Source organism: Alloyangia mangrovi (assembly GCF_002300555.2).
In the GTDB taxonomy this organism is placed as follows: Bacteria; Pseudomonadota; Alphaproteobacteria; order Rhodobacterales; family Rhodobacteraceae; genus Salipiger; species Salipiger mangrovi.
Genome location: NZ_NTHN02000030.1, coordinates 25,453 through 43,007, shown reverse-complemented (window position 1 = coordinate 43,007; position 17,555 = coordinate 25,453). Strand labels below are relative to the sequence as shown.

Annotated in this window: 19 protein-coding genes and 1 pseudogene; 14 read left to right on the top strand and 6 right to left on the bottom strand. The window is 63.8% G+C overall.

Features of this window, described 5'->3' with window-relative positions; translation table 11 throughout:
* The 3 genes from CLG85_RS16265 to CLG85_RS16255 are packed head-to-tail and all read left to right on the top strand — an operon-like array spanning position 1 to position 4,909.
* Positions 1-2,142, top strand: coding sequence for a TnsB C-terminal domain-containing protein (locus tag CLG85_RS16265; protein ID WP_217989703.1), 2,142 nt, complete (start codon positions 1-3; stop codon positions 2,140-2,142).
* Positions 2,139-3,095 carry an ATP-binding protein gene (locus tag CLG85_RS16260; protein ID WP_095881161.1) on the top strand — a complete coding sequence of 319 codons (957 nt, stop codon included), beginning with the start codon at positions 2,139-2,141 and terminating at the stop codon, positions 3,093-3,095. The genes CLG85_RS16265 and CLG85_RS16260 overlap by 4 nt, the downstream gene beginning before the upstream one ends.
* A gap of 2 nt (positions 3,096-3,097) precedes the next feature.
* Positions 3,098-4,909 (top strand): TniQ family protein, encoded by a 1,812-nt coding sequence (locus CLG85_RS16255; protein WP_176476496.1) that lies wholly within the window; start codon positions 3,098-3,100, stop codon positions 4,907-4,909.
* Between the two features lie 589 nt (positions 4,910-5,498).
* Here CLG85_RS16255 and CLG85_RS16250 read toward each other — a convergent pair.
* Positions 5,499-5,684: a hypothetical protein gene (locus CLG85_RS16250; RefSeq protein ID WP_095881159.1), complete on the bottom strand. Its 186-nt coding sequence runs from the start codon at positions 5,682-5,684 to the stop codon at positions 5,499-5,501.
* Positions 5,685-6,002: 318 nt separating this feature from the next.
* Here CLG85_RS16250 and CLG85_RS27780 point away from each other — a divergent pair.
* A pseudogene (locus CLG85_RS27780) lies at positions 6,003-6,278 on the top strand (GTPase); the annotation flags it as partial.
* On the opposite strand, the gene CLG85_RS16245 reads toward CLG85_RS27780, so the two are convergent.
* The gene (locus tag CLG85_RS16245) at positions 6,228-6,467 is read right to left on the bottom strand and encodes a hypothetical protein (protein WP_260349607.1); all 240 of its coding nucleotides are present in this window, start codon (positions 6,465-6,467) and stop codon (positions 6,228-6,230) included. The pseudogene CLG85_RS27780 and the gene CLG85_RS16245 overlap by 51 nt on opposite strands.
* A gap of 10 nt (positions 6,468-6,477) precedes the next feature.
* Here CLG85_RS16245 and CLG85_RS16240 point away from each other — a divergent pair, with 10 nt between their 5' ends.
* Together CLG85_RS16240 and CLG85_RS27775 are read left to right on the top strand one after the other, a co-directional pair.
* Complete coding sequence (locus CLG85_RS16240) at positions 6,478-7,077, top strand: YcjF family protein (protein ID WP_260349605.1); 600 nt, start codon at positions 6,478-6,480, stop codon at positions 7,075-7,077.
* Complete coding sequence (locus CLG85_RS27775; RefSeq protein WP_375796931.1) at positions 7,064-8,632, top strand: GTPase family protein; 1,569 nt, start codon at positions 7,064-7,066, stop codon at positions 8,630-8,632. Before CLG85_RS16240 ends, CLG85_RS27775 begins: the two co-directional genes overlap by 14 nt.
* A 35-nt stretch (positions 8,633-8,667) precedes the next feature.
* On the opposite strand, the gene CLG85_RS16230 is transcribed toward CLG85_RS27775, so the two are convergent.
* Positions 8,668-9,144, bottom strand: a complete 477-nt coding sequence (locus tag CLG85_RS16230) for a nucleoside deaminase (RefSeq protein ID WP_224844749.1) — start codon at positions 9,142-9,144, stop codon at positions 8,668-8,670.
* A gap of 631 nt (positions 9,145-9,775) precedes the next feature.
* Here CLG85_RS16230 and CLG85_RS16225 point away from each other — a divergent pair.
* Positions 9,776-10,165, top strand: coding sequence for a hypothetical protein (locus CLG85_RS16225; RefSeq protein WP_095883061.1), 390 nt, complete (start codon positions 9,776-9,778; stop codon positions 10,163-10,165).
* Positions 10,166-10,274: 109 nt separating this feature from the next.
* Here the strand turns inward: CLG85_RS16225 and CLG85_RS16220 are convergent, their stop codons facing one another.
* Positions 10,275-10,634 (bottom strand): response regulator, encoded by a 360-nt coding sequence (locus CLG85_RS16220; protein WP_176476643.1) that lies wholly within the window; start codon positions 10,632-10,634, stop codon positions 10,275-10,277.
* 380 nt (positions 10,635-11,014) lie between these two features.
* Between CLG85_RS16220 and CLG85_RS16215 the strand changes: the two genes are divergently transcribed.
* From CLG85_RS16215 to CLG85_RS16200, 4 genes are all read left to right on the top strand, one after another.
* On the top strand, positions 11,015-11,488 hold the full coding sequence (locus CLG85_RS16215; RefSeq protein ID WP_095883063.1) for an acyl-CoA thioesterase: 474 nt from the start codon (positions 11,015-11,017) through the stop codon (positions 11,486-11,488).
* 198 nt (positions 11,489-11,686) lie between these two features.
* Positions 11,687-12,022, top strand: coding sequence for an L-rhamnose mutarotase (locus CLG85_RS16210; RefSeq protein WP_095883064.1), 336 nt, complete (start codon positions 11,687-11,689; stop codon positions 12,020-12,022).
* Between the two features lie 217 nt (positions 12,023-12,239).
* Positions 12,240-12,986, top strand: a complete 747-nt coding sequence (locus CLG85_RS16205) for an SDR family oxidoreductase (RefSeq protein WP_260349604.1) — start codon at positions 12,240-12,242, stop codon at positions 12,984-12,986.
* A gap of 20 nt (positions 12,987-13,006) precedes the next feature.
* Positions 13,007-13,846: a fumarylacetoacetate hydrolase family protein gene (locus CLG85_RS16200; RefSeq protein WP_095883066.1), complete on the top strand. Its 840-nt coding sequence runs from the start codon at positions 13,007-13,009 to the stop codon at positions 13,844-13,846.
* Between the two features lie 120 nt (positions 13,847-13,966).
* On the opposite strand, the gene CLG85_RS16195 is transcribed toward CLG85_RS16200, so the two are convergent.
* Complete coding sequence (locus tag CLG85_RS16195; protein ID WP_176476645.1) at positions 13,967-14,521, bottom strand: CHAP domain-containing protein; 555 nt, start codon at positions 14,519-14,521, stop codon at positions 13,967-13,969.
* 264 nt (positions 14,522-14,785) lie between these two features.
* The gene (locus CLG85_RS16190; protein ID WP_260349603.1) at positions 14,786-15,148 is read right to left on the bottom strand and encodes a peptidoglycan-binding domain-containing protein; all 363 of its coding nucleotides are present in this window, start codon (positions 15,146-15,148) and stop codon (positions 14,786-14,788) included.
* A 359-nt stretch (positions 15,149-15,507) separates the two neighbouring features.
* Here CLG85_RS16190 and CLG85_RS16185 point away from each other — a divergent pair, with 359 nt between their 5' ends.
* From CLG85_RS16185 to CLG85_RS16175, 3 genes are all read left to right on the top strand, one after another.
* Positions 15,508-15,831: a 2Fe-2S iron-sulfur cluster-binding protein gene (locus tag CLG85_RS16185; RefSeq protein ID WP_224844739.1), complete on the top strand. Its 324-nt coding sequence runs from the start codon at positions 15,508-15,510 to the stop codon at positions 15,829-15,831.
* Between the two features lie 164 nt (positions 15,832-15,995).
* Complete coding sequence (locus CLG85_RS16180) at positions 15,996-16,580, top strand: VCBS repeat-containing protein (protein ID WP_311735005.1); 585 nt, start codon at positions 15,996-15,998, stop codon at positions 16,578-16,580.
* Positions 16,581-16,740: 160 nt separating this feature from the next.
* Positions 16,741-17,553 carry a TIGR00282 family metallophosphoesterase gene (locus CLG85_RS16175; RefSeq protein ID WP_092429610.1) on the top strand — a complete coding sequence of 271 codons (813 nt, stop codon included), beginning with the start codon at positions 16,741-16,743 and terminating at the stop codon, positions 17,551-17,553.
* Positions 17,554-17,555: the final 2 nt, after the last annotated feature.

Below are 17,555 nucleotides of genomic sequence, written 5' to 3'. Positions count from 1 at the left end.
ATGAACTTCGATAGGGTTACACGCTACTACATCAACTCGGTCCCATATTTTTTCGAAGAAGCGGACGATCAGCACGCGTTTTTCCGACGAGATGACGGATCGGCCGCAGTCGAGCGTTTTACCTGGCCGACGCTGCATGAGATCGTGCAGCAACCAGAGTGGGACTACGATAAGTTATCCAAAAGCGTGGACGAGGCAAAATATCAGCCGAACCTCTATGCGTGCTTGCAGACGTTGTCGAAGGCGAACCAAACACTTGTTTCCAATCGTTGGTGTTTCTTCTGTGGAATCGACCGAAGATACATGGAAGGCGGTCTTATCTTGAAACCGCGTTCGGTTGCAGAACACTATCCTCAAATTAAGGCTTACGCCGCTGAGGAATGGAAAGCTTTTCATGAGATTTATGGCAGCAAATACTTCAGCTCCACCAGCAATGGCTTTGGCTTCGATGCATCCCCGACTAGCATTTTGAGGTGGTACCGCGCGGTTAAAAAATCCGGAGGCCGGATGGATGCTCTTCTCGATCGGCGCGGTAAGGCCTCCAAGCTCGACATTGATCAGGATAGTTACCTCTTCATCCAACAGCACCTGAGAGAGTATCTGCTGAACCAGCGTCATACGGGGCGTGAGGTTGTTGAGAACACGATTCGCGCGGTGAGGTGCGAAAACGAGCGTCGTGGCGCCGCCGGACTCCCTCTTCTGCAGACACGAGGCAAGACCGCACTCTGGGAATGGCTACGACGGTTCGATCGCTTGGAGGTCGACGCTGGTCGCGAGGGCAGCGCGATCGCGAAGCGTAGATATCTCGGGGTTGGAAAGACCGACCTTCCCAGCCGACCGGGTCAGGGCTTCCTGGTCGACGAATGGGAAATCGATGCGCGCACAATCATTTTAAATGGGCCAATGCGTGAAGGCCTTGATCAAAAAACCATCGACAAGCTTCCGCGGGGGCGCCGCTGGCTTTACGTTGTCATAGATGTGGCCACCAGGTACATCGTTGGTCTGGTGGTTGCATCGTCGCAAAATTCTGCATCGGCCATTCGCGCGCTGGAAATGGCGACACGTGACAAAGCAGACCTTGCCGCAGCTGCGGAAACCCAATCCAGCTGGAAAGGCTTTCCCTTTGAGAGCGTTGCAAGCGATACAGGATCAGCATTCAGAGCTGGCCCGACGACGCGCGCGGTCACCGAATCTCATGCGACATATTCCTATCCAAACGTGGGAGAGCCACAGTTGCGTGGCACCATTGAACGTGTGTTTCGCACGTTCACGCATCGAGCAATGCCATACATCCCGGGACGGACTTTCTCTAACCCAAAAGAGCGTGGTGACTATCCGACAGAGGAGGCTGCCGTCCTGACCGACGATCAATTGGCATTGATCTTCATCCGATATATCGTCGACGTCTATCACAACACGCTTCATCTTGGTCTCTTCAAAGAGACGCCTGCGGCGGCATTAGAGCGGCTCAGTGGCACTGTCGGAATTCCCCCTCAGTTGCCGCGTTCCATGCGCCGGAGGGCTTTCGGAATATGTCTAGAGCGCCAGGTAACAGCCAAAGGAATCTCGGTGACCGGGATCGCCTACAATTCTCGCGCACTCCAGGTGTTACGACGCCGACCTCAGAACACGAAGGTCACGCTCTATCTGGACCCCAACGACCTTGGCACGATCAGCGTCTGGACCGGAAAAGAATGGCTCGAGGTGGACTGCAGCGTCGAGAATTTTCACGGGGTGAAACTCGACGAATGGGTTGCCGTCGGACGGATTCTGCGACGCCGTTACGCTGGGCAGGCGGCCCTTGCCGCCGACACCATATGGGATGCGCTTCAGGCAATGCGTTCTCGGGCGAATGAGGCCATGCGGATCATGGGCGTGCTACCACAACAGACCACCGCAGAGGACGTGGAGCGCTTGGAGAAGGAACTCTACCTCGGGCTCTCGGTCATCGAAAACGAGGGGCCGGACTTTGAGGGGCTGGAACGCTCCACTGACGGGATCGGCTACATCATAGGCGATCCTGACGTCGGACAAAATGATGCACCGCCGGTCGAAGCTTTTTCTCCCTCTACTGATGTTCCTGATGATGACTATGATCCGGACGAAGACACCACCTGGTGGCAGGAAGGAGGTGATCTATGACACTCTGCCTTCAGCCGAGCGACGTCGATCGCAGTATCCAGGCACTGCGCCGCGACATCTTCATCGAAAATGCTGACGCGCAGCGCATCGCGTGTCAGATAGAAGGTTCTCTTCGCGAGTTCCTTGCGGCGAAAGAGCTTGGACACTCCTTCGACGCCAGAGGCGTCGTTGTTCTAGGCCGGAGCGGGACCGGCAAGACCAAGAGCGTCCTGCGTGCGCTCGAAACCCTCGGTTTACACAGAACGGCCGTAGGTCATTCTCCGCGCGGCCATGTCTTCGTTCCTCTCAGGGACGATGTAACCCTTCGCAAGCTCCGCATGCTGATTTCATTGGAATATGGCTGGACGCCAAAGGCTCGCGATTCCGCCGAGGACATATGGCAGTACGTTGCCGCCTACATCGAGAGGTTACAGACGCAAGTTCTGGTCTTGGACGAAATCCAGCATGTGCGTGCCGCAGGCGCCAAGGACCGCCAGTCCATGCGAGACGCACTGAAATCACTGGTGCAGCCCCAGAAAGGACAGGTCATCCCCATCCTGATCGGCACCCCGGAGTTCGCGGAAATCCTCAACTCGGACCAGCAGTTCAAGCGCCGGTACAGTGTTGTGCACATGACCGATCTCGATCCCGGCATCGATGCCTCTCGGGCAATAAAGGTTCTGGCGCGCTATTGTCGGGGGATGGGGCTAGAGCTCGGCAAAAGCGTGAAGACACGGGACTTTGCCGAGAGGTTGCTTCACGCCTCCTATTACGCTTTCGGCGAACTTTGTGAAATCTGCATCTTGGCTCTGAAAGCGGCTTTGGTCGCTCGCGACAAGGTGCTGGAGATCGAGCATTTCCGGTCCACCCATGCGCAACGCTTCGATTGCCTGGCAGAGATGAATCCGTTCATCGCTGAAGATTTCGTCAGCATACCCACAGATGTCAGCTTGGACGGGCGAAGGGGGCTGTGAACGTGCAATTACAACAGGTCTCTGCGCTCCCCGTCGCCTTGGCCGCCAAGGAGGGCGAGCCAGCATTCTCGACCCTGTCGCGTAACGCTTCGGCAAACGCTTCAAGGTCCACTGCCGAGTTTTGCACTGCAATGGGGGTCGGCAAGGCGGCGATCTGTGCTGGTGATCCGCAACAACTTAAAGCGTTGGCGGCGCTCACCGGCTCATCCGGCACAGACATGATCCTAAACAGTCCCCACAAGATCAGTGAGAAATACACTGAGCTTCATGGGCATCGTTTTCTGAGCCGGTCCATCCGCAAACACGATCTTGCCATCTGCCCCATTTGCTGGCGGGAGGATCTGTCGTTGGCCGATGGCCACTTGGACGGCTGCGCGGTCCGTTGGGAATGGTTGCCCCGCTTCATGAGTTGTTGCAGTCGCCATAAAATCGCACTGATTGAGCTACCTTACGCAGATTACACGACCTGCTATGACCATGTGCTTCGTGCTGAACTGGCGGAAGGATGGCTACATAGCCTGGAGGAGCGAGTTCAGCAGCAAGCCTTGTCGGTCTTTGAAAGCGTGGCTCTCGAGCGGCTTGAGCAGAACACCCAGATGGTGGACTGGTTGCCTGATATCCAGATCGACACCCTGGAACGTTGGTGCCTGGGACTGGGCGCGTTTATCGCCGAAGGCACCTTACGCCCCGATGCATCACCGCTCGCAACGCGGCGCGAACTTATCGATCTGGGCTTCTCGGTCACCCGTGCTGGGCACGCGAAGCTGCTTGATGAGGTCGATCAAGCGCTCGGACGGCATTCGACGCGGCTCAGCAAGACATGGTTTCACGGTTGGGCGCTGCAGGCCTCGATGCAGGACGAGCGGCGGGCGTTTCGCGACATCATGCTCGGCCTTATCAAGGATCAAGGCGACTACTGCCTATTGTCCAGACACCAGTACGCCCCGCCCGAAGTGCAGGTTGATGCGTGCATCAAGAAGATCGCCGAGACCACGGACCGATCCCGCAAATGGGTTAGGCGCACCTTGATCCTTGATGACCTTTTGCCCAACGGAAGAGTTCCGGTCGGCCTTGATGTCAGGGTACGCCTCAAAGCGTGCACCATGCACATAAAAGCGCTGGCCGAGAGCTTCGGGGCAGAGCAGGGCGCAAACTTCCTGGGTGTCGGCATCACGTTGTTCGAAGGCCTCGTCTCTGAAAGGGTGATTACACCGATTACGACCAAAGCCTTCAAGAAACCGCGTTTCAGCGCTGATATGCTGGATAATCTCCTCAACCGAATAAAAGCTCTGGTGATCCTCCAACCCGGTCATGCCCTCCGCAAAGATATGATCAGCCTCTCGCATGCATCATTTGTGTTGCGGTGCCCCGCGGGCCAAATTCTGCGCTTTCTTGAGGCGGGAGAGCTGCCCGGTTCCTACATCGTTACGACCGAGATCGGACTCGCTGGGCTGAGAATTAGCCATAAAGAACTGCTCGCTGCGATACGCCGTCAACAGCGTGCCGATTTGACGTTGGAGGAGGTGCGTAAGCGTTTGGCCCTGAGCAGCCGAGAGCTTCGCCAAGTGGTTGCAGCTGGGCTGCTCCATGTAGATCGTCGGCGACCCAATGGGCTTCGAAACGCCGCGGAGTTCATAACCTGCGACGATTATGAGGCCTTCCTAGCGAGGTTCCAAACACCAAAGACTGCTGCCCAACACCTCGGGCGAACGCCCAGAGAAGTGACGGCGCTGGTCATAGCTTCGCAGCTTAGCCCCGTGATTTCAGGAAGCGATGCACGGGTGTTCGACCGGGAGAACATTCTAAGCCTCTAAACTTCAAAGGCTTTCGCGGGCACTACTAGGTTGGTCCCGTGCTCATCAGGTCAAGAGACCTGTCCGCCTTATCCAACGTGAATACAAGTGAAATCTCGCCCTGTCGCTTACGCGGCAGGGCGAAGGCATTTCTGGTAGTACGATAGGGCGAGGTGCCGTGCTCGGCTGCGCGAGGCACCCTGTCAGGGGACTTTAATCCACGTTTGCGCCCAGTCAGTGTTATTCGGGCAAGACTGCGATCTGAGCCACAGTTTCATGGGCTTTGAGGAGCCATAGCGCGGAGGTTCCAGTCTTCCCCGGAAAAAGCTCCAAGTTGGTTGTGACGCCCAAAAAGAAAAAGATTCTGGATCAATCACTTGAGAACGTGTCAGATTCCAATCTTAACCGAACATCACACCTAACATACCGAAGTTACGAGACTTCCGGCCCGAGGGCGGTAGAAATGCCCCCGTAAGTGCCCCACTTTCCGCCCCCTGTTTTGCTGATGGTCTCCCGCATGCTCTGAGCATGGTCACGGGGTCATTTGCCGTGTGAGATTGAGCTGAACCCAACAAGCGACCCGGGCCATATGCAGATGCAGTGCCGGCTCTCAATTGAAGTGGCCAAAGGCCCCACCCATGAAGTCCGGGGTGAAATCCGCGCGATGGGGGACGGCGACGCAGTCGAGCGGGCGTTTTTTCCTGTGCAGGCCGCCGTGAGCCATGATCTCCGCGACACCGGCGACGCGGCGGGTCGTGTCCGGCGTCAGCCGGCTGACGCCGATCAAGGCGTCCAACGGCACGCCTCCGCGCACGTGTTGCGCGCCCGAACCCCGATGCGCAGCGCGCTTACGGTCCGGATGCCCTGCCGGAGTGCGCAGCTGCCTGCCGGGACAACCGGGGCCCGAAGCTGGTCCCGCCGAGAAAATACCCCATTTCAAGTGACAAGCACCCCCCGGGCGGTCAAGGCAAGGAAATGATCGTCTCGGTACCGTGAGCCGCGCGCCGCAGCGGCGTCCGGTGCCTCGGGGGCTGACGGGTCATGTTGAACTGGGGGGCTTTTTGACGGACCATTCACCCAAGGCGGACGAGGCAGGCCGCAGATCGGATACAGGATGCTGAACCGGATATTCAGACGCTCCAGACGTTTCCCGGCCGAAGAGAGCGACGAGATCGTGCTGCCCGTCGTCTGGCTGCTTGGCAAGACCGGTGCGGGAAAATCCTCGCTTGTCTGCGCCCTCACCGAGCAGTCCTACGCCGAGATCGGGGACGGCTTCCAGCCTTGCACGCGCTCCGCGCGCAGCTACGATTTCCCGCCCGGGCAGCCGCTTGTGCGCTTTCTAGACACCCGCGGGCTGGGCGAGGCGGGCTATGACCCGACCGAGGACCTCGCCGCCTGCCGCGACCGCAGCCACGTGCTGCTGGTGGTCTGCCGGCTCGATGATCCGGTGCAGGGCATGGTGGCCGACGCCCTGACGGACATCGTCCGGGCGGAGGCCGGGATGCGTGCCATCCTCGTGCTCACCGGCAAGGACCTCGTGACCGACCCGGACGCCCGCGAACGCGCCCGAGCGCACCATCGCCGCTCGCATGAGCCGCGCCGCGGGGCGGGCGCTTCCCGCGGTCAGCCTCACGCTGGCGCCGAGCGAGGCGAGCGATGTCGAGGGGCTCGACGCGCTGCGCGGGCACCTGCTCGAGGCGTTGCCGGCGGCGGGCCTTCTGCTGGAGAAGACCCGTGCCAGCGATGCCGAACAGATCGAGTTCGAGAAGCACAAGCGCTGCGTGCTCTCCTATGCTGGGGTGGCGCTTACCAGCGATCTCGCGCCGGTGGTCGGCATGGTCGCTGTGCCCGCCACGCAGCTCAAGATGCTGCACGAGTTGGGGCTGCGCTACGGGGTGACATGGGACCGCAAGGTCGGCGCGGCCTTCCTCAGCACAATGGGGCTCAGCATCGGCGCGCGCTATGCCACGAATTTCGGCCTGCGCGAGCTGGCCAAGCTGATCCCGGTCTACGGCCAGACGGTGGGGGCCGCCACCGCCGGGGCGATCAGCTTTGCCACCACCTATGCGCTCGGCAGGGCCGCCGCCTATTTCCTCTACCGCAGCGCGCAGGGCAGGGCGCCGAGCGAGGAGGAACTGCGCAAGGTCTACCAGCGCGCCTTCAGGAGGTCCTCGGATGAAGCTGACTGAGCGCCTCCGCCCGGCGCTGCTGCGCTGGGACCGGCTGCTGGCGGTCGCCGCGCTTGCGCTGCCCTTCGTGGCGGCGATGCTCGCCGGCTTCGCCTGGATGATCGAGCACGGCTGGCTCATCGAATTCATCGTCGGTTCGATCTCGCTTGGCGGGCTGGTCGCGCTCATCCGGCTGCTGCGGCTATGGATGCGCGGCCGCGCGGCTGGCGCAGCGCCCCGACCCGACCAGCTGCACGCCCGGGTCGATCCCGCCTGGGGCGAGCGCGAGATCGGCGCCTTCGAGGCGGCGCAGGTCTACATCGAGGAGAGAACCGCGAGCCCGCTGCCCTGGGAAGATCTGCAGCCAATCGCGCAGGAGGTGGTGCAGCGAGTGGCGGCGGCCTCGGGCAAGGGCGACAAGGGGGTGCTCGACTTCACCGTCCCCGAGGCGCTCCTGCTCATCGACCGCGTCGCCGTGCGCCTGCGCTCGGACATCCGCGACAAGGTGCCCTTTTCGGACAGCATCTCGGTCGGCACGCTGCTCTGGCTCTGGCAGCGCCGTGACGTCGCCTGGAAGGTCAAGAAACACGGCTGGAACGCCTGGCGGGTGATCCGCGCGGTCAAATCCCTGCCCACCGCCGTGCTGCGCGAGATCGAGGGGGTCATCGCCGAGGGGCATTCGTCCTTTGTCACCAGCGAGGGCACGGCCATCCTGCAGGCGCTCTTGCTCGAGGAAGTCGCGGCGGCGGCGGTCGAGCTCTATTCCGGGCGACTGCGGTTCTCGGACTCCGAGCTGCTCGACCTTGGCCTTGCCTCCAGCGACCTCGACCGGGCGCGGCTGGCGGCCAGCGACATGCCGCTGCGCATCGCCGTCGCCGGGCAGATCAGCGCCGGAAAGTCGAGCCTCGTCAACGCACTGCTCGGCGCCGACCTGGCCGAGGTCGACGTGATCCCGACCACCGACGCGCCCAAGACCTATCCCACGGATTTCGACGGGGTCGAGACGATGCTTCTCGACATGCCGGGGCTCGACGGCTCCGACAGGCTGGCTCGGACGGTTGCCGGGGAGCTGGCCCGTGCCGATCTCGTCATCTGGACCATCCGCGCCAACCGCCCCGCGCGCGAGATCGACCGCGCCACCATCGCGTTGCTGCGCGAGATCATTTCGGGCGACCCGCGGCGGCGGATGCCGCCGGTGGTGGTGGTGGTCTCATGCGTCGACGCTCTGCTGCCCGGCTGGCCCTTCCCAGAGGGTCATCTCACCGCCGAGGCCATGGAGCGCGTCACCGAGGTTGTCGCCGCCGTGCAGCAGGACATTGCCGACCCTCGCGCCACCGCCAACACGATCCCCGTGGTGCTCACCGAACCCGATTGGAACGTCGATCGCCTGCGCGCCCGCATCGACAGCCTGGTCGGCCCGGCGCTCGACACCCAGAGAAACCGGCTGCGGATCGAGGCGAAGACCAGTGGCATGCGCAGGGAGGCCGCCCGCGCCGGGCGCGGCCTGCGCGGCGCGCTGACGGCGTTCGGCCGGAAGTACGCGCAGGGCGACGATGCGCCCGAGGGCGAGAGCTAACCCACCGCGCGATACCGGCCGGACCCGCGTGGATATTACTGCCAGAAGCCGCGGTGCCCTTCGGCGACCTCTTCCTCTATCTCGCTGTAGGGGCCGCGCGTCTCGACCTTGCGCTGGCCGGCGCGGAACACCTCCTCGCAGGGCAGGTCGAGCGTCAGGTTCTCTGGGTTGTCGCCGGTCAGCACCGCAAGGCGCTTCTCGGTCATGCCGTAGACCACCGTGCCGATCCCGGCCCAGTAGCAGGCGCCGGCGCACATGCAGCAGGGCTCGACCGAGGTGTAGAGCGTGCAGCTCTCGAGGAATTCGGGCGCATAGAGACGGCTTGCCTCCTGCGCGACGAGCAGCTCCGCATGGCCGACGCCCTTGTCGTCGCTGTAATTGTTGCCCCGGCGCAGCAGCACCGCGCCATCCGGCCCGACCAGCGTCGCGCCAAAGGGGTGGTTGCCGGCGTCGCGGCTTTCCCTTGCGATGCGAATGGTCTCGCGCAGGTGCCTGAGATCGTCGTCTTTCATGACCGCTCCGGTATCTGGATGACTCGAGTCCTACCCGTCGAAGAGAGTTGATCGGGTAAGAATAATTCGCGCTGTGCGTGCGAAGAATGAGATCACCCGCCGGAGTGGTGTGCACAAGCCTGAATTTTCGAGAGAAATCTATTCGGTTGTGAAATTCGCCGGGAAACGCTTCATCCCGAGAGCGGACGACAAGCTCAATATTTCATCACCCGCTCTCAGCCACAAAATACTGCAGCTCGAAGCCGACTTCGAGCTGAGGCGCAGCGAAGGAGGCACGATCCTGTAGCGGCAGGTCGAGAAATGGCTCGAAGTAGACACCTGCCTGCGGGCGGCGCTTTCCAAGGTCGACAGTGCGGGTGGGCAGGGGCTTCTGGTCGGCGGCGGGGCTTGGTTCGCGGATAGGTTGCTGCCCGAGCTGGCCGGATTCCCCCGCGCCCGGGGCCAGGTGACCCGGCCAGGTGGCGAATTTACCCTCGTTTAACATTATGGAAATATTGAGTAATCAACTTTGAAGTTTTGTGATCTCTGGGGCACACGTCAAACGAGAAGTCCCTATATGAATCTACGCCAGGTTGATTTGATGAGCGGAAATCCGCCCTCTTGACGCACTGTCAGGTGAAGGAACAATCGCATGAGCTTCAAGCTTGCTGCCTTCGGGCTTGCCGCGTGCCTCGCAACCGCGGGCTGCGCGACCAAATCCGCGTATATTTCCGGTCAATATGTTTCGCCGTTACAGTTCCAGTCGTATTCTTGCAGCCAGGTTACCGAAGAAGCGCTGCGCATTTCCGAGCGGTCTGCGCTCGCGTTCAAGGTCCAGAACGCCAAGGCGCGGAACGATGCCGTCGCGGCGGGTGTCGCAATGGCGCTCTTCTGGCCCGCTGCCTTCTTCGTCGGGGGCAATGATGCCAATGCCTCGGAGGTCGCGCGGCTGAAGGGCACGATGGACGCCCTCGAGGCGGCAAGTATCCAGAAGCACTGCGGGCTCGAGTTCGTCCGCGCGCCTCTGCCCAAGTCTCTCTAAGTACACGCGCCCCGCTCCTTCCGGAGCAGGGCGCGAAACTTTTCCCACTTCGTGAAAATGGCCTTGGCTGGGAATCCCGGCGTTGCGGGAGCCCTTCCGGGGTGATCGCTCAGGCGGCGATCGCGTCGTCGATGGTCATGAAGAATTCGCCGCGTGTGAAGGGCATCGTCAGGATGCCGCTCGCGCCGAGCCCCTTGGCCAGCAGCGTGGTCGCCACCCGCGCGTAGCGGTTCAGCACCACGATGGGCTGGCGCTTGTTGCCCGCGCGCAGGTCGCGCAGGAAGTCGAACCCATCCTGGTCGGGCAGCTCGGGATCCAGCATCACAAGATCATAGAGCCCGCTTTCGATCAGCGGCCGGGCATCCACGGCAGTGGCGGTCTGAAAGGCATCATGGCCGCCCTCGGCAAGGATGCGATCCAGAGCGCTGCGCTGGTCCTGGTCGGGAAGGATCAGAAGAATCCGGGCCATGAAGGTCTCCTTATGAGGGGGTGACAGTCCCCCAAGGATGTCGGTGAAACACAGATCGCTCAACCGAGTCATCCCGAGGTTTACGTAGCGTCCACGTGGATAAGCCGGGGGGGAATGTGCGGGGTTTCCCTGCCGGTTGCCAAAAGGTCACGTCCGGACCTTTCTTGGCTGGAGGGGGTGGGGACGTCCTTACGGGCGCTGACGAAGAACTCCCGCGGAACGCGACTCCCTCTGTCACGCGCTCTTTTGGCGTGTGCGGCGATGCCGCTCTGCCCACCCGGCGCGGATTCCGCCACCCCGGGTCGGAAAGTTGCGGCATCCCGTGGCGGCCCTGTGATAGCGCTGAGCTTCGGATGATCAGGCCAGTGATGGAGCAAGCCATGGACCCCCGCGAACTCGAGATGACCGTGTTGATGACGCCCGACATGGCAAATTTCAGCGGCAAGGTGCACGGCGGTGCGCTGCTCAACCTGCTCGACCGCGTCGCCTTTTCCTGCGCCTCGCGCTTCTCGGGGCGCTACGCGGTGACGCTCTCGGTCGATCAGGTGACCTTCAAGCAGCCGATCAACGTGGGCGAACTGGTGACCTTCCGCGCGCGGGTCAACCATGCGGGGCGCACCTCGATGGAGATCGGCATCCGGGTCGAGGCAGAGGATATTCGCAAGGGCAGCCGCCGCCACACCAACTCGTGCTACTTCACCATGGTCGCGGTCGATGACGAGGGCCGCCCGGCCGAGGTTCCCGCACTGGAGGTCACCTCCGAACTTGAAAGGAAACGCCAGCGCGCCGCGGCGATCCGCAAGAAGCTGCGCGTGCAGTTCGAGGAAGAGATGCGCCGCGCCACCGAGGGCTGATCCGGGATCCGTCCCCGCGGGGACAGCCAGAAGGATCGCGGTCAGGCGCCTCGGGAAATCGGGGCGCCTTTTCTCATGCCGGGGCGCGTTGACAGCACGTCAACTAGAAGTTTAGATATGAATGATAGCCCCGAATATGAATAGTCCACTACGGTGGGCACCGGTGCGCATCCCCGCCAACACCACCGAGGAGCCCGCATGACAGCCCAACGCCACGGCCAGATCATCGCTGTCGATCCCGCGGGGATCGCCGAGTACAAGCGCCTCCACGCCGCGGTCTGGCCGCAGGTGCTGGCGATGATCACCGCCTGCAACATCCGCAACTATTCGATCTTTCTCAAGGAGCCCGAGAACCTGCTCTTTGCCTATTTCGAATATGTCGGGACCGACTTCGACGCGGATATGGCCAAGATGGCGGCCGACCCGGTGACGCAGGACTGGTGGGCGCTTTGCATGCCCCTGCAGCGGCCGCTCGAGACCCGCGACGAGGGCGCGTGGTGGGCCGAGGCCGAAGAGGTCTTTCATCTTGAATGAGCCGCGCCCAAAGTCGGAACGGTGCGGGGGGCTGCATGTCTGGATCCGTGCAATGTCGGGACGTCGCCCTTGGCGCGCCGAAGACATGGACGCGGGCGCCGGGCGCATCATAGAAAGGACGCGCAGCATCAAGGAGATGCGCCGCGAGGGCAGAGGACCCATCGGCCGGGATCGCCTGCCGGGGGTGTGATGGCTGCATGAGGGACCAGGAGGAAGAATGAATTTGGAAAAAAGACTTGCCGGCAAGAAGGCGGTGATCACCGCCGCCGGGCAGGGGATAGGCCGTGCCACCGCCGAGCGCTTCGCCGCCGAGGGGGCCGAGGTCATCGCCACCGACATCAACGACGCGGCGCTCGAAGAGCTCGGGCAGATCGCGGGCATCACCGCCAAGACGCTCAATGTGCTCGACGGCGCCGCGATCAAGGCCTTTGCCGAAGAGACCGGCCCGGTCGACGTGCTGTTCAACTGCGCCGGCATCGTGCATGCGGGCACGCTTCTCGAGGCCACCGAGGACCAATGGGATTTCGCCTTCGACCTCAACGCCAAGGCGCAGTTCCGGATGATCCGCGCCTTCCTGCCCGGGATGCTGGAAAACGGCGGCGGTTCGATCATCAACATGTCCTCGGTCGCAGGGCCGATCACCGGGCCGGTCAACCGGCTGGTCTACTCGGCCTCCAAGGCCGCGGTCGTCGGGCTGACCAAGGGCGTCGCCGCCGATTACGTGACGCAGGGCATCCGCTGCAACGCCATCTGCCCGGGCACGGTCGACAGCCCCTCGCTGCACCAGCGCCTGCGCGACACCGGCGACTACGAGGGCGCGCTCAAGGCCTTCATCGGCCGCCAGCCGATGGGCCGGGTGGGCGACCCGAAAGAGGTGGCCGCGCTGGTCGCCTATCTCGCCTCCGACGAATCCGGTTTCACCACCGGTCAGGCCCACGTCATCGACGGCGGCTGGACCACCTAAGACTTCAGAAGGAACTCCCCATGAAACTCGCACGTTACGGCGCACGCGGCGCCGAGAAACCCGGCCTGATCGACGCCGATGGCAAGCTGCGCGACCTTTCGGGCCATGTCTCGGACATCGCGGGCGATGTGCTGACCGACCTCGACAAGCTGAAGTCGATCGACCCGGCCTCGCTGCCGCTGGTCGAGGGTGAGCCGCGCTACGGCGCCTGCGTCGGCGGCACCCGCAAGTTCATCTGCATCGGCCTCAACTACGCCGACCACGCCGCCGAGAGCGGCATGGATGTGCCGCCCGAGCCGGTGATCTTCGCCAAGTTCACCTCGGCGATCTGTGGCCCGAACGATCCGATCATCATCCCGCGGAACTCGGTCAAGACCGACTGGGAGGTCGAGCTCGGCTTCGTCATCGGCAAGACCGCCAAGTACGTGAAGGAAGAGGACGCGATGGATCACGTCGCGGGCTTCTGCCTGATCAACGACGTCTCCGAGCGGGAATTCCAGGCCGAGCGCGCCGGCCAGTGGGTGAAGGGCAAGTCCTCGGACAACTTCGGCCCGACCGGCCCCTGGCTGGTGACCCCGGACGAGGTGGGCGATTTCGACAACCTCGGCATGTGGCTCGAGGTGAACGGCGAGCGCGTGCAGGACGGCTCGACCGCCACCATGGTCTACCGCGTGCCCTTCCTCGTGTCCTACCTGTCGCAGTTCTTCACGCTCGAGCCGGGCGACATCATCTCGACCGGCACGCCTCCGGGCGTCGGCCTCGGCTTCAAGCCGCCGCGCTACCTGAAGGCGGGCGATACGGTGGAGCTGGGCATCGAGAAACTCGGCACCCAGAAGCAGATCTGCGTGGACGACGAATGAGGCTGGCGCCTTGCCCCGCGCGCGGGCAGGGCAGCTGCCGAAAGCAACGCGGCGCGGTCCCATGGACCGCGCCGTTCGTCATTTCGGGACAGGCCCAAAGAGGGACCGGCCGAAAGCGGATCAGTTGAAACGCGAGGGGTAGATGAAGCCGTTGACCGGGTAGATGCTGCCGAAGGCGCCCGGGTTGCTCTCGAGACGGACTTCGGACCAGTCGTTGCGCGGCGAGACATCGACGACAGCCATCTTCAGCGAGATCTGGTTGCGGTGCCAATTGGCATGATCGACCAGCACCTCGCGCGGCGAGACGACTTCCGAGACCACGGCGACGTGTCCCATCGGCAGGCTGCGGGTCTTGCTGAAGGCCATGACCGCACCGATCGCTGGCTGGGTGCCGCGGTCGTAGAGGTTCTTGGCCTGGCCCCACCAGGTCTCGGCATTGCCGCGGATGTTGATGCCGCTGAGGTTGCGGGCGTAGGGAACGCACCAGACCCTCTGGCCGTTGGACTGCAGCTTCTGCGCCTCGCGCAGGGCAAGTTCCTGGCGCTCCGGGCTCAGTTCGAGATCCGAAAGGCGCTGGATCTCGGGTGCGCTGGAGCAGGCGGCGGTGATCATCAGAAGAAGCGCGCAGGCAACCGGCTTGGCGCGCGATGTCAGAGTGGCGTTTTCCACGCGCATTGTGTCCCTCGGCATCTTGTTGGTCTGCTCGGCGCCGCTGTTCCCGCGGCGGCCTCGATGGACAGCATGGTAAACTCAATGTTTGTAACAAATCGAAGAAAATGTGACCGCTCCGGAACCGGCGGATTTTCGCCTAGTCGTTCTCTTTCCGTTCCGGAAATTCCCCAAACATTCCGCGCCAAGTGATTAAAATTTAACCAAATCTGCGGAGCCAGCGGGTGGCACGCTCCCGCCTGCGGGGTCTGAACCAGGCTCTATTGCGAGTCAGCCAGGCGAATCCGTGATCTCGGAGAGATCGATCGCGACAAGGCCAAGCGCCCGGGCTGTCTCCAGCGAGAGCTGCGCGCTGTCCAACCCGCGTGTCGCCTGATAGCGGCGCACCGCGGCGCGGGTCGGGGCATCCATCTCGCCGGACACCGCGCCCGTGAATTCTCCGCGCGCCGCGAGGGCGCGTTGCACCGAGGCGATGAATTCGGGGGTCATCTGCGCCGGGCAGGGCGCCTCGAAGCGCATCTCGCCCCGCGGACGCACCAGTTTCGGCACCTTGGTGCGGCGGTAGATCGGCGCGCGCAGCACGGTGCCGTCCTCGGCGATCTCGGCCTGCACCACCAGCACCTCTCCCTGCACCTGCTCGTAGATCGCCGGGATGTGCTCGCGTGCCCAGCAGCTGCCATCCGCGGCCCGCTCGGGGGGGCAGCGGCGCCTCGTCGCCGGGCGCCTGCGGCGCGGCGCAGGCGGCGAGCAGCGCCAGCAGGGCGGGCAGGCAGGCGCGGGGCAGGATCGGGGGCATGGCTCGGGCCTCAGGTGGTCTTTTGCGGCGGACCCTAGCAACTGCCGCGGAGCCGGGGAAGGCCGGGGCGCCGCCCGGCGCGTGATCCGCGGGGCGCAGGCCGCGCTTTCGGCACGGAAAGCACAGTGCAGCCCTCTGGACCCGCCCCCGGTACGAAGGCTACAACGCGCCCTGACGAATGATGGAGACAAGGCCGATGGCGAAGATCACCTATATCGAGTTTGGCGGCACCGAGCATGTCGTGGAGGTTCCGAACGGCCTGACCGTGATGGAAGGCGCGCGCGACAACAACATTCCGGGCATCGAGGCCGATTGCGGCGGTGCCTGCGCCTGCTCGACCTGCCATGTCTACGTGCACCCCGACTGGATCGAGAAGCTGCCGCCGAAGGACGACATGGAAGAGGACATGCTCGACTTCGCCTTCCAGCCCGACGCCGACCGCTCGCGCCTGACCTGCCAGCTCAAGGTGACCGACGCGCTCGACGGTCTGATCGTGCAGATGCCGGAAAAGCAGATCTGAGCCAAGCGCTCGGATCCCCGCGCGGACTGATCCGCGCGCGCGCTGCGGCGCTGGCCCTGGGAATCGTCCCCGGGCTGGCGCTGAGCCTCTCCCTCGGCGCCGCGCGCGCCGAGACGCCTCCCGCTGCAAGCTACGCCGAACCCACCACCCGCTACGATCACGGCGTGCTGGGCGATGCGGTGGAATGGGGCGCGCTGCGCCTCGAAGGGCCCGATGGCCCGGTGCTCCTGCGCCTGCCGCAGACCCGCGTTTTCGAGGACATCGCGCCGCGCGTCGTGCCGCTCCCCGAGGGCGGCTGGGCCGCGCTGGTGGTCGAGAGCGATCTTTCCAAAGGCGCCCGGCTGGCGCTCTACACCCACGACGGGCTGCTCGCCGCCACCGATTTCATCGGTCAGGCGCACCGCTGGCTCGCCCCGCTCGGCGGCGCCGATCTCGACGGCGACGGCGCGCTGGAGCTGGCCTATGTCGACCGGCCCCACCTTGCAAAGACCCTGCGCGTGGTGCGCTACCGCCGCGGCGATCCGCAGTTGCGCGAGGTCGCCGCGCAGCCCGGGCTGACCAACCACCGCATCGGCTGGGATCACCTCGCGGGCGGTCTGCGCGACTGCGGCGGCGGCCCCGAGATCCTGCTGGCCGACGGTGATTTCTCCCGCCTCATTGCCGCGCGCCTCGTCGCTGGCCGCCTCGATCTGCGCGATCTGGGCCCCTGGTCGCAGGCCCGCTCCAAGGCAGCCCTCCGCTGCGACTAGCGCCGCGACATCCCGGGCTCAGAACCACGCACCCCGTCTTCTCTTTCCAAATACGCCCGCCGGAGGCGGTCCCCAACCCGCCACCAGGGCGCCGCCGGGGCAGTGCCCCGCGACCGAAAGGGGCTTTGCTTTCCCGCCCGGCGCGCGTACCCATGCTCAAATGAGAACACTCTTTCTTGGGGACGTGATGGGCCGCGCCGGGCGGGCTGCCATCGCCGAGACCCTTCCCCGCCTGCGCGAAGACTGGAAACTCGATTTCGTCGTTGTGAACGGCGAGAACGCCTCGAGCGGCACCGGGCTGACCGGCGCCCATGCCAAGCTGATTCTCGAGGCCGGGGCCGATGTGGTGACGCTGGGCGACCATGCCTTCGACCAGAAGGAAATGCTCACCTATATCGAGAGCGAGCCGCGCATCATCCGCCCGCTGAACTTCGCCAAGCAGGCGCCGGGCCGGGGCGCCGCGCTCTACACCGACCGCCGCGGGCGCAAGGTGCTGGTGCTGCAGGTGCTGGGCCAGGTCTTCATGAAGCGCGCCTTCGCCGATCCCTTCTCGGCGGTGGACGAGGTGCTGCGGCGCCACCCGCTCGGCGGGCAGGCGCAGATGATCCTCGTCGACGTGCATTGCGAGGCGACGTCGGAGAAGATGGGCATGGGGCATTTCTGCGACGGGCGTGCCAGCCTCGTCGTCGGCACCCACACCCATGTCCCCACCGGCGACGCGCAGATCCTGCCGGGCGGCACCGGCTACCTGACCGATGCCGGCATGTGCGGCGACTACAATTCCGTCATCGGCATGGACAAGGCGGAGCCGATGCGCCGCTTCGTCACCGGCATGGGCAAGACCCGCTTCCAGCCGGCGCTCGGCGAGGCGACGCTCTCGGGCGTGCTGGTCGAGACCGATGACCGCACCGGCAAGGCGACCTCGGTGCGCATGGTGCGCCAGGGCGGGCGGCTGGAGCAGGCCGGCCCCTGATG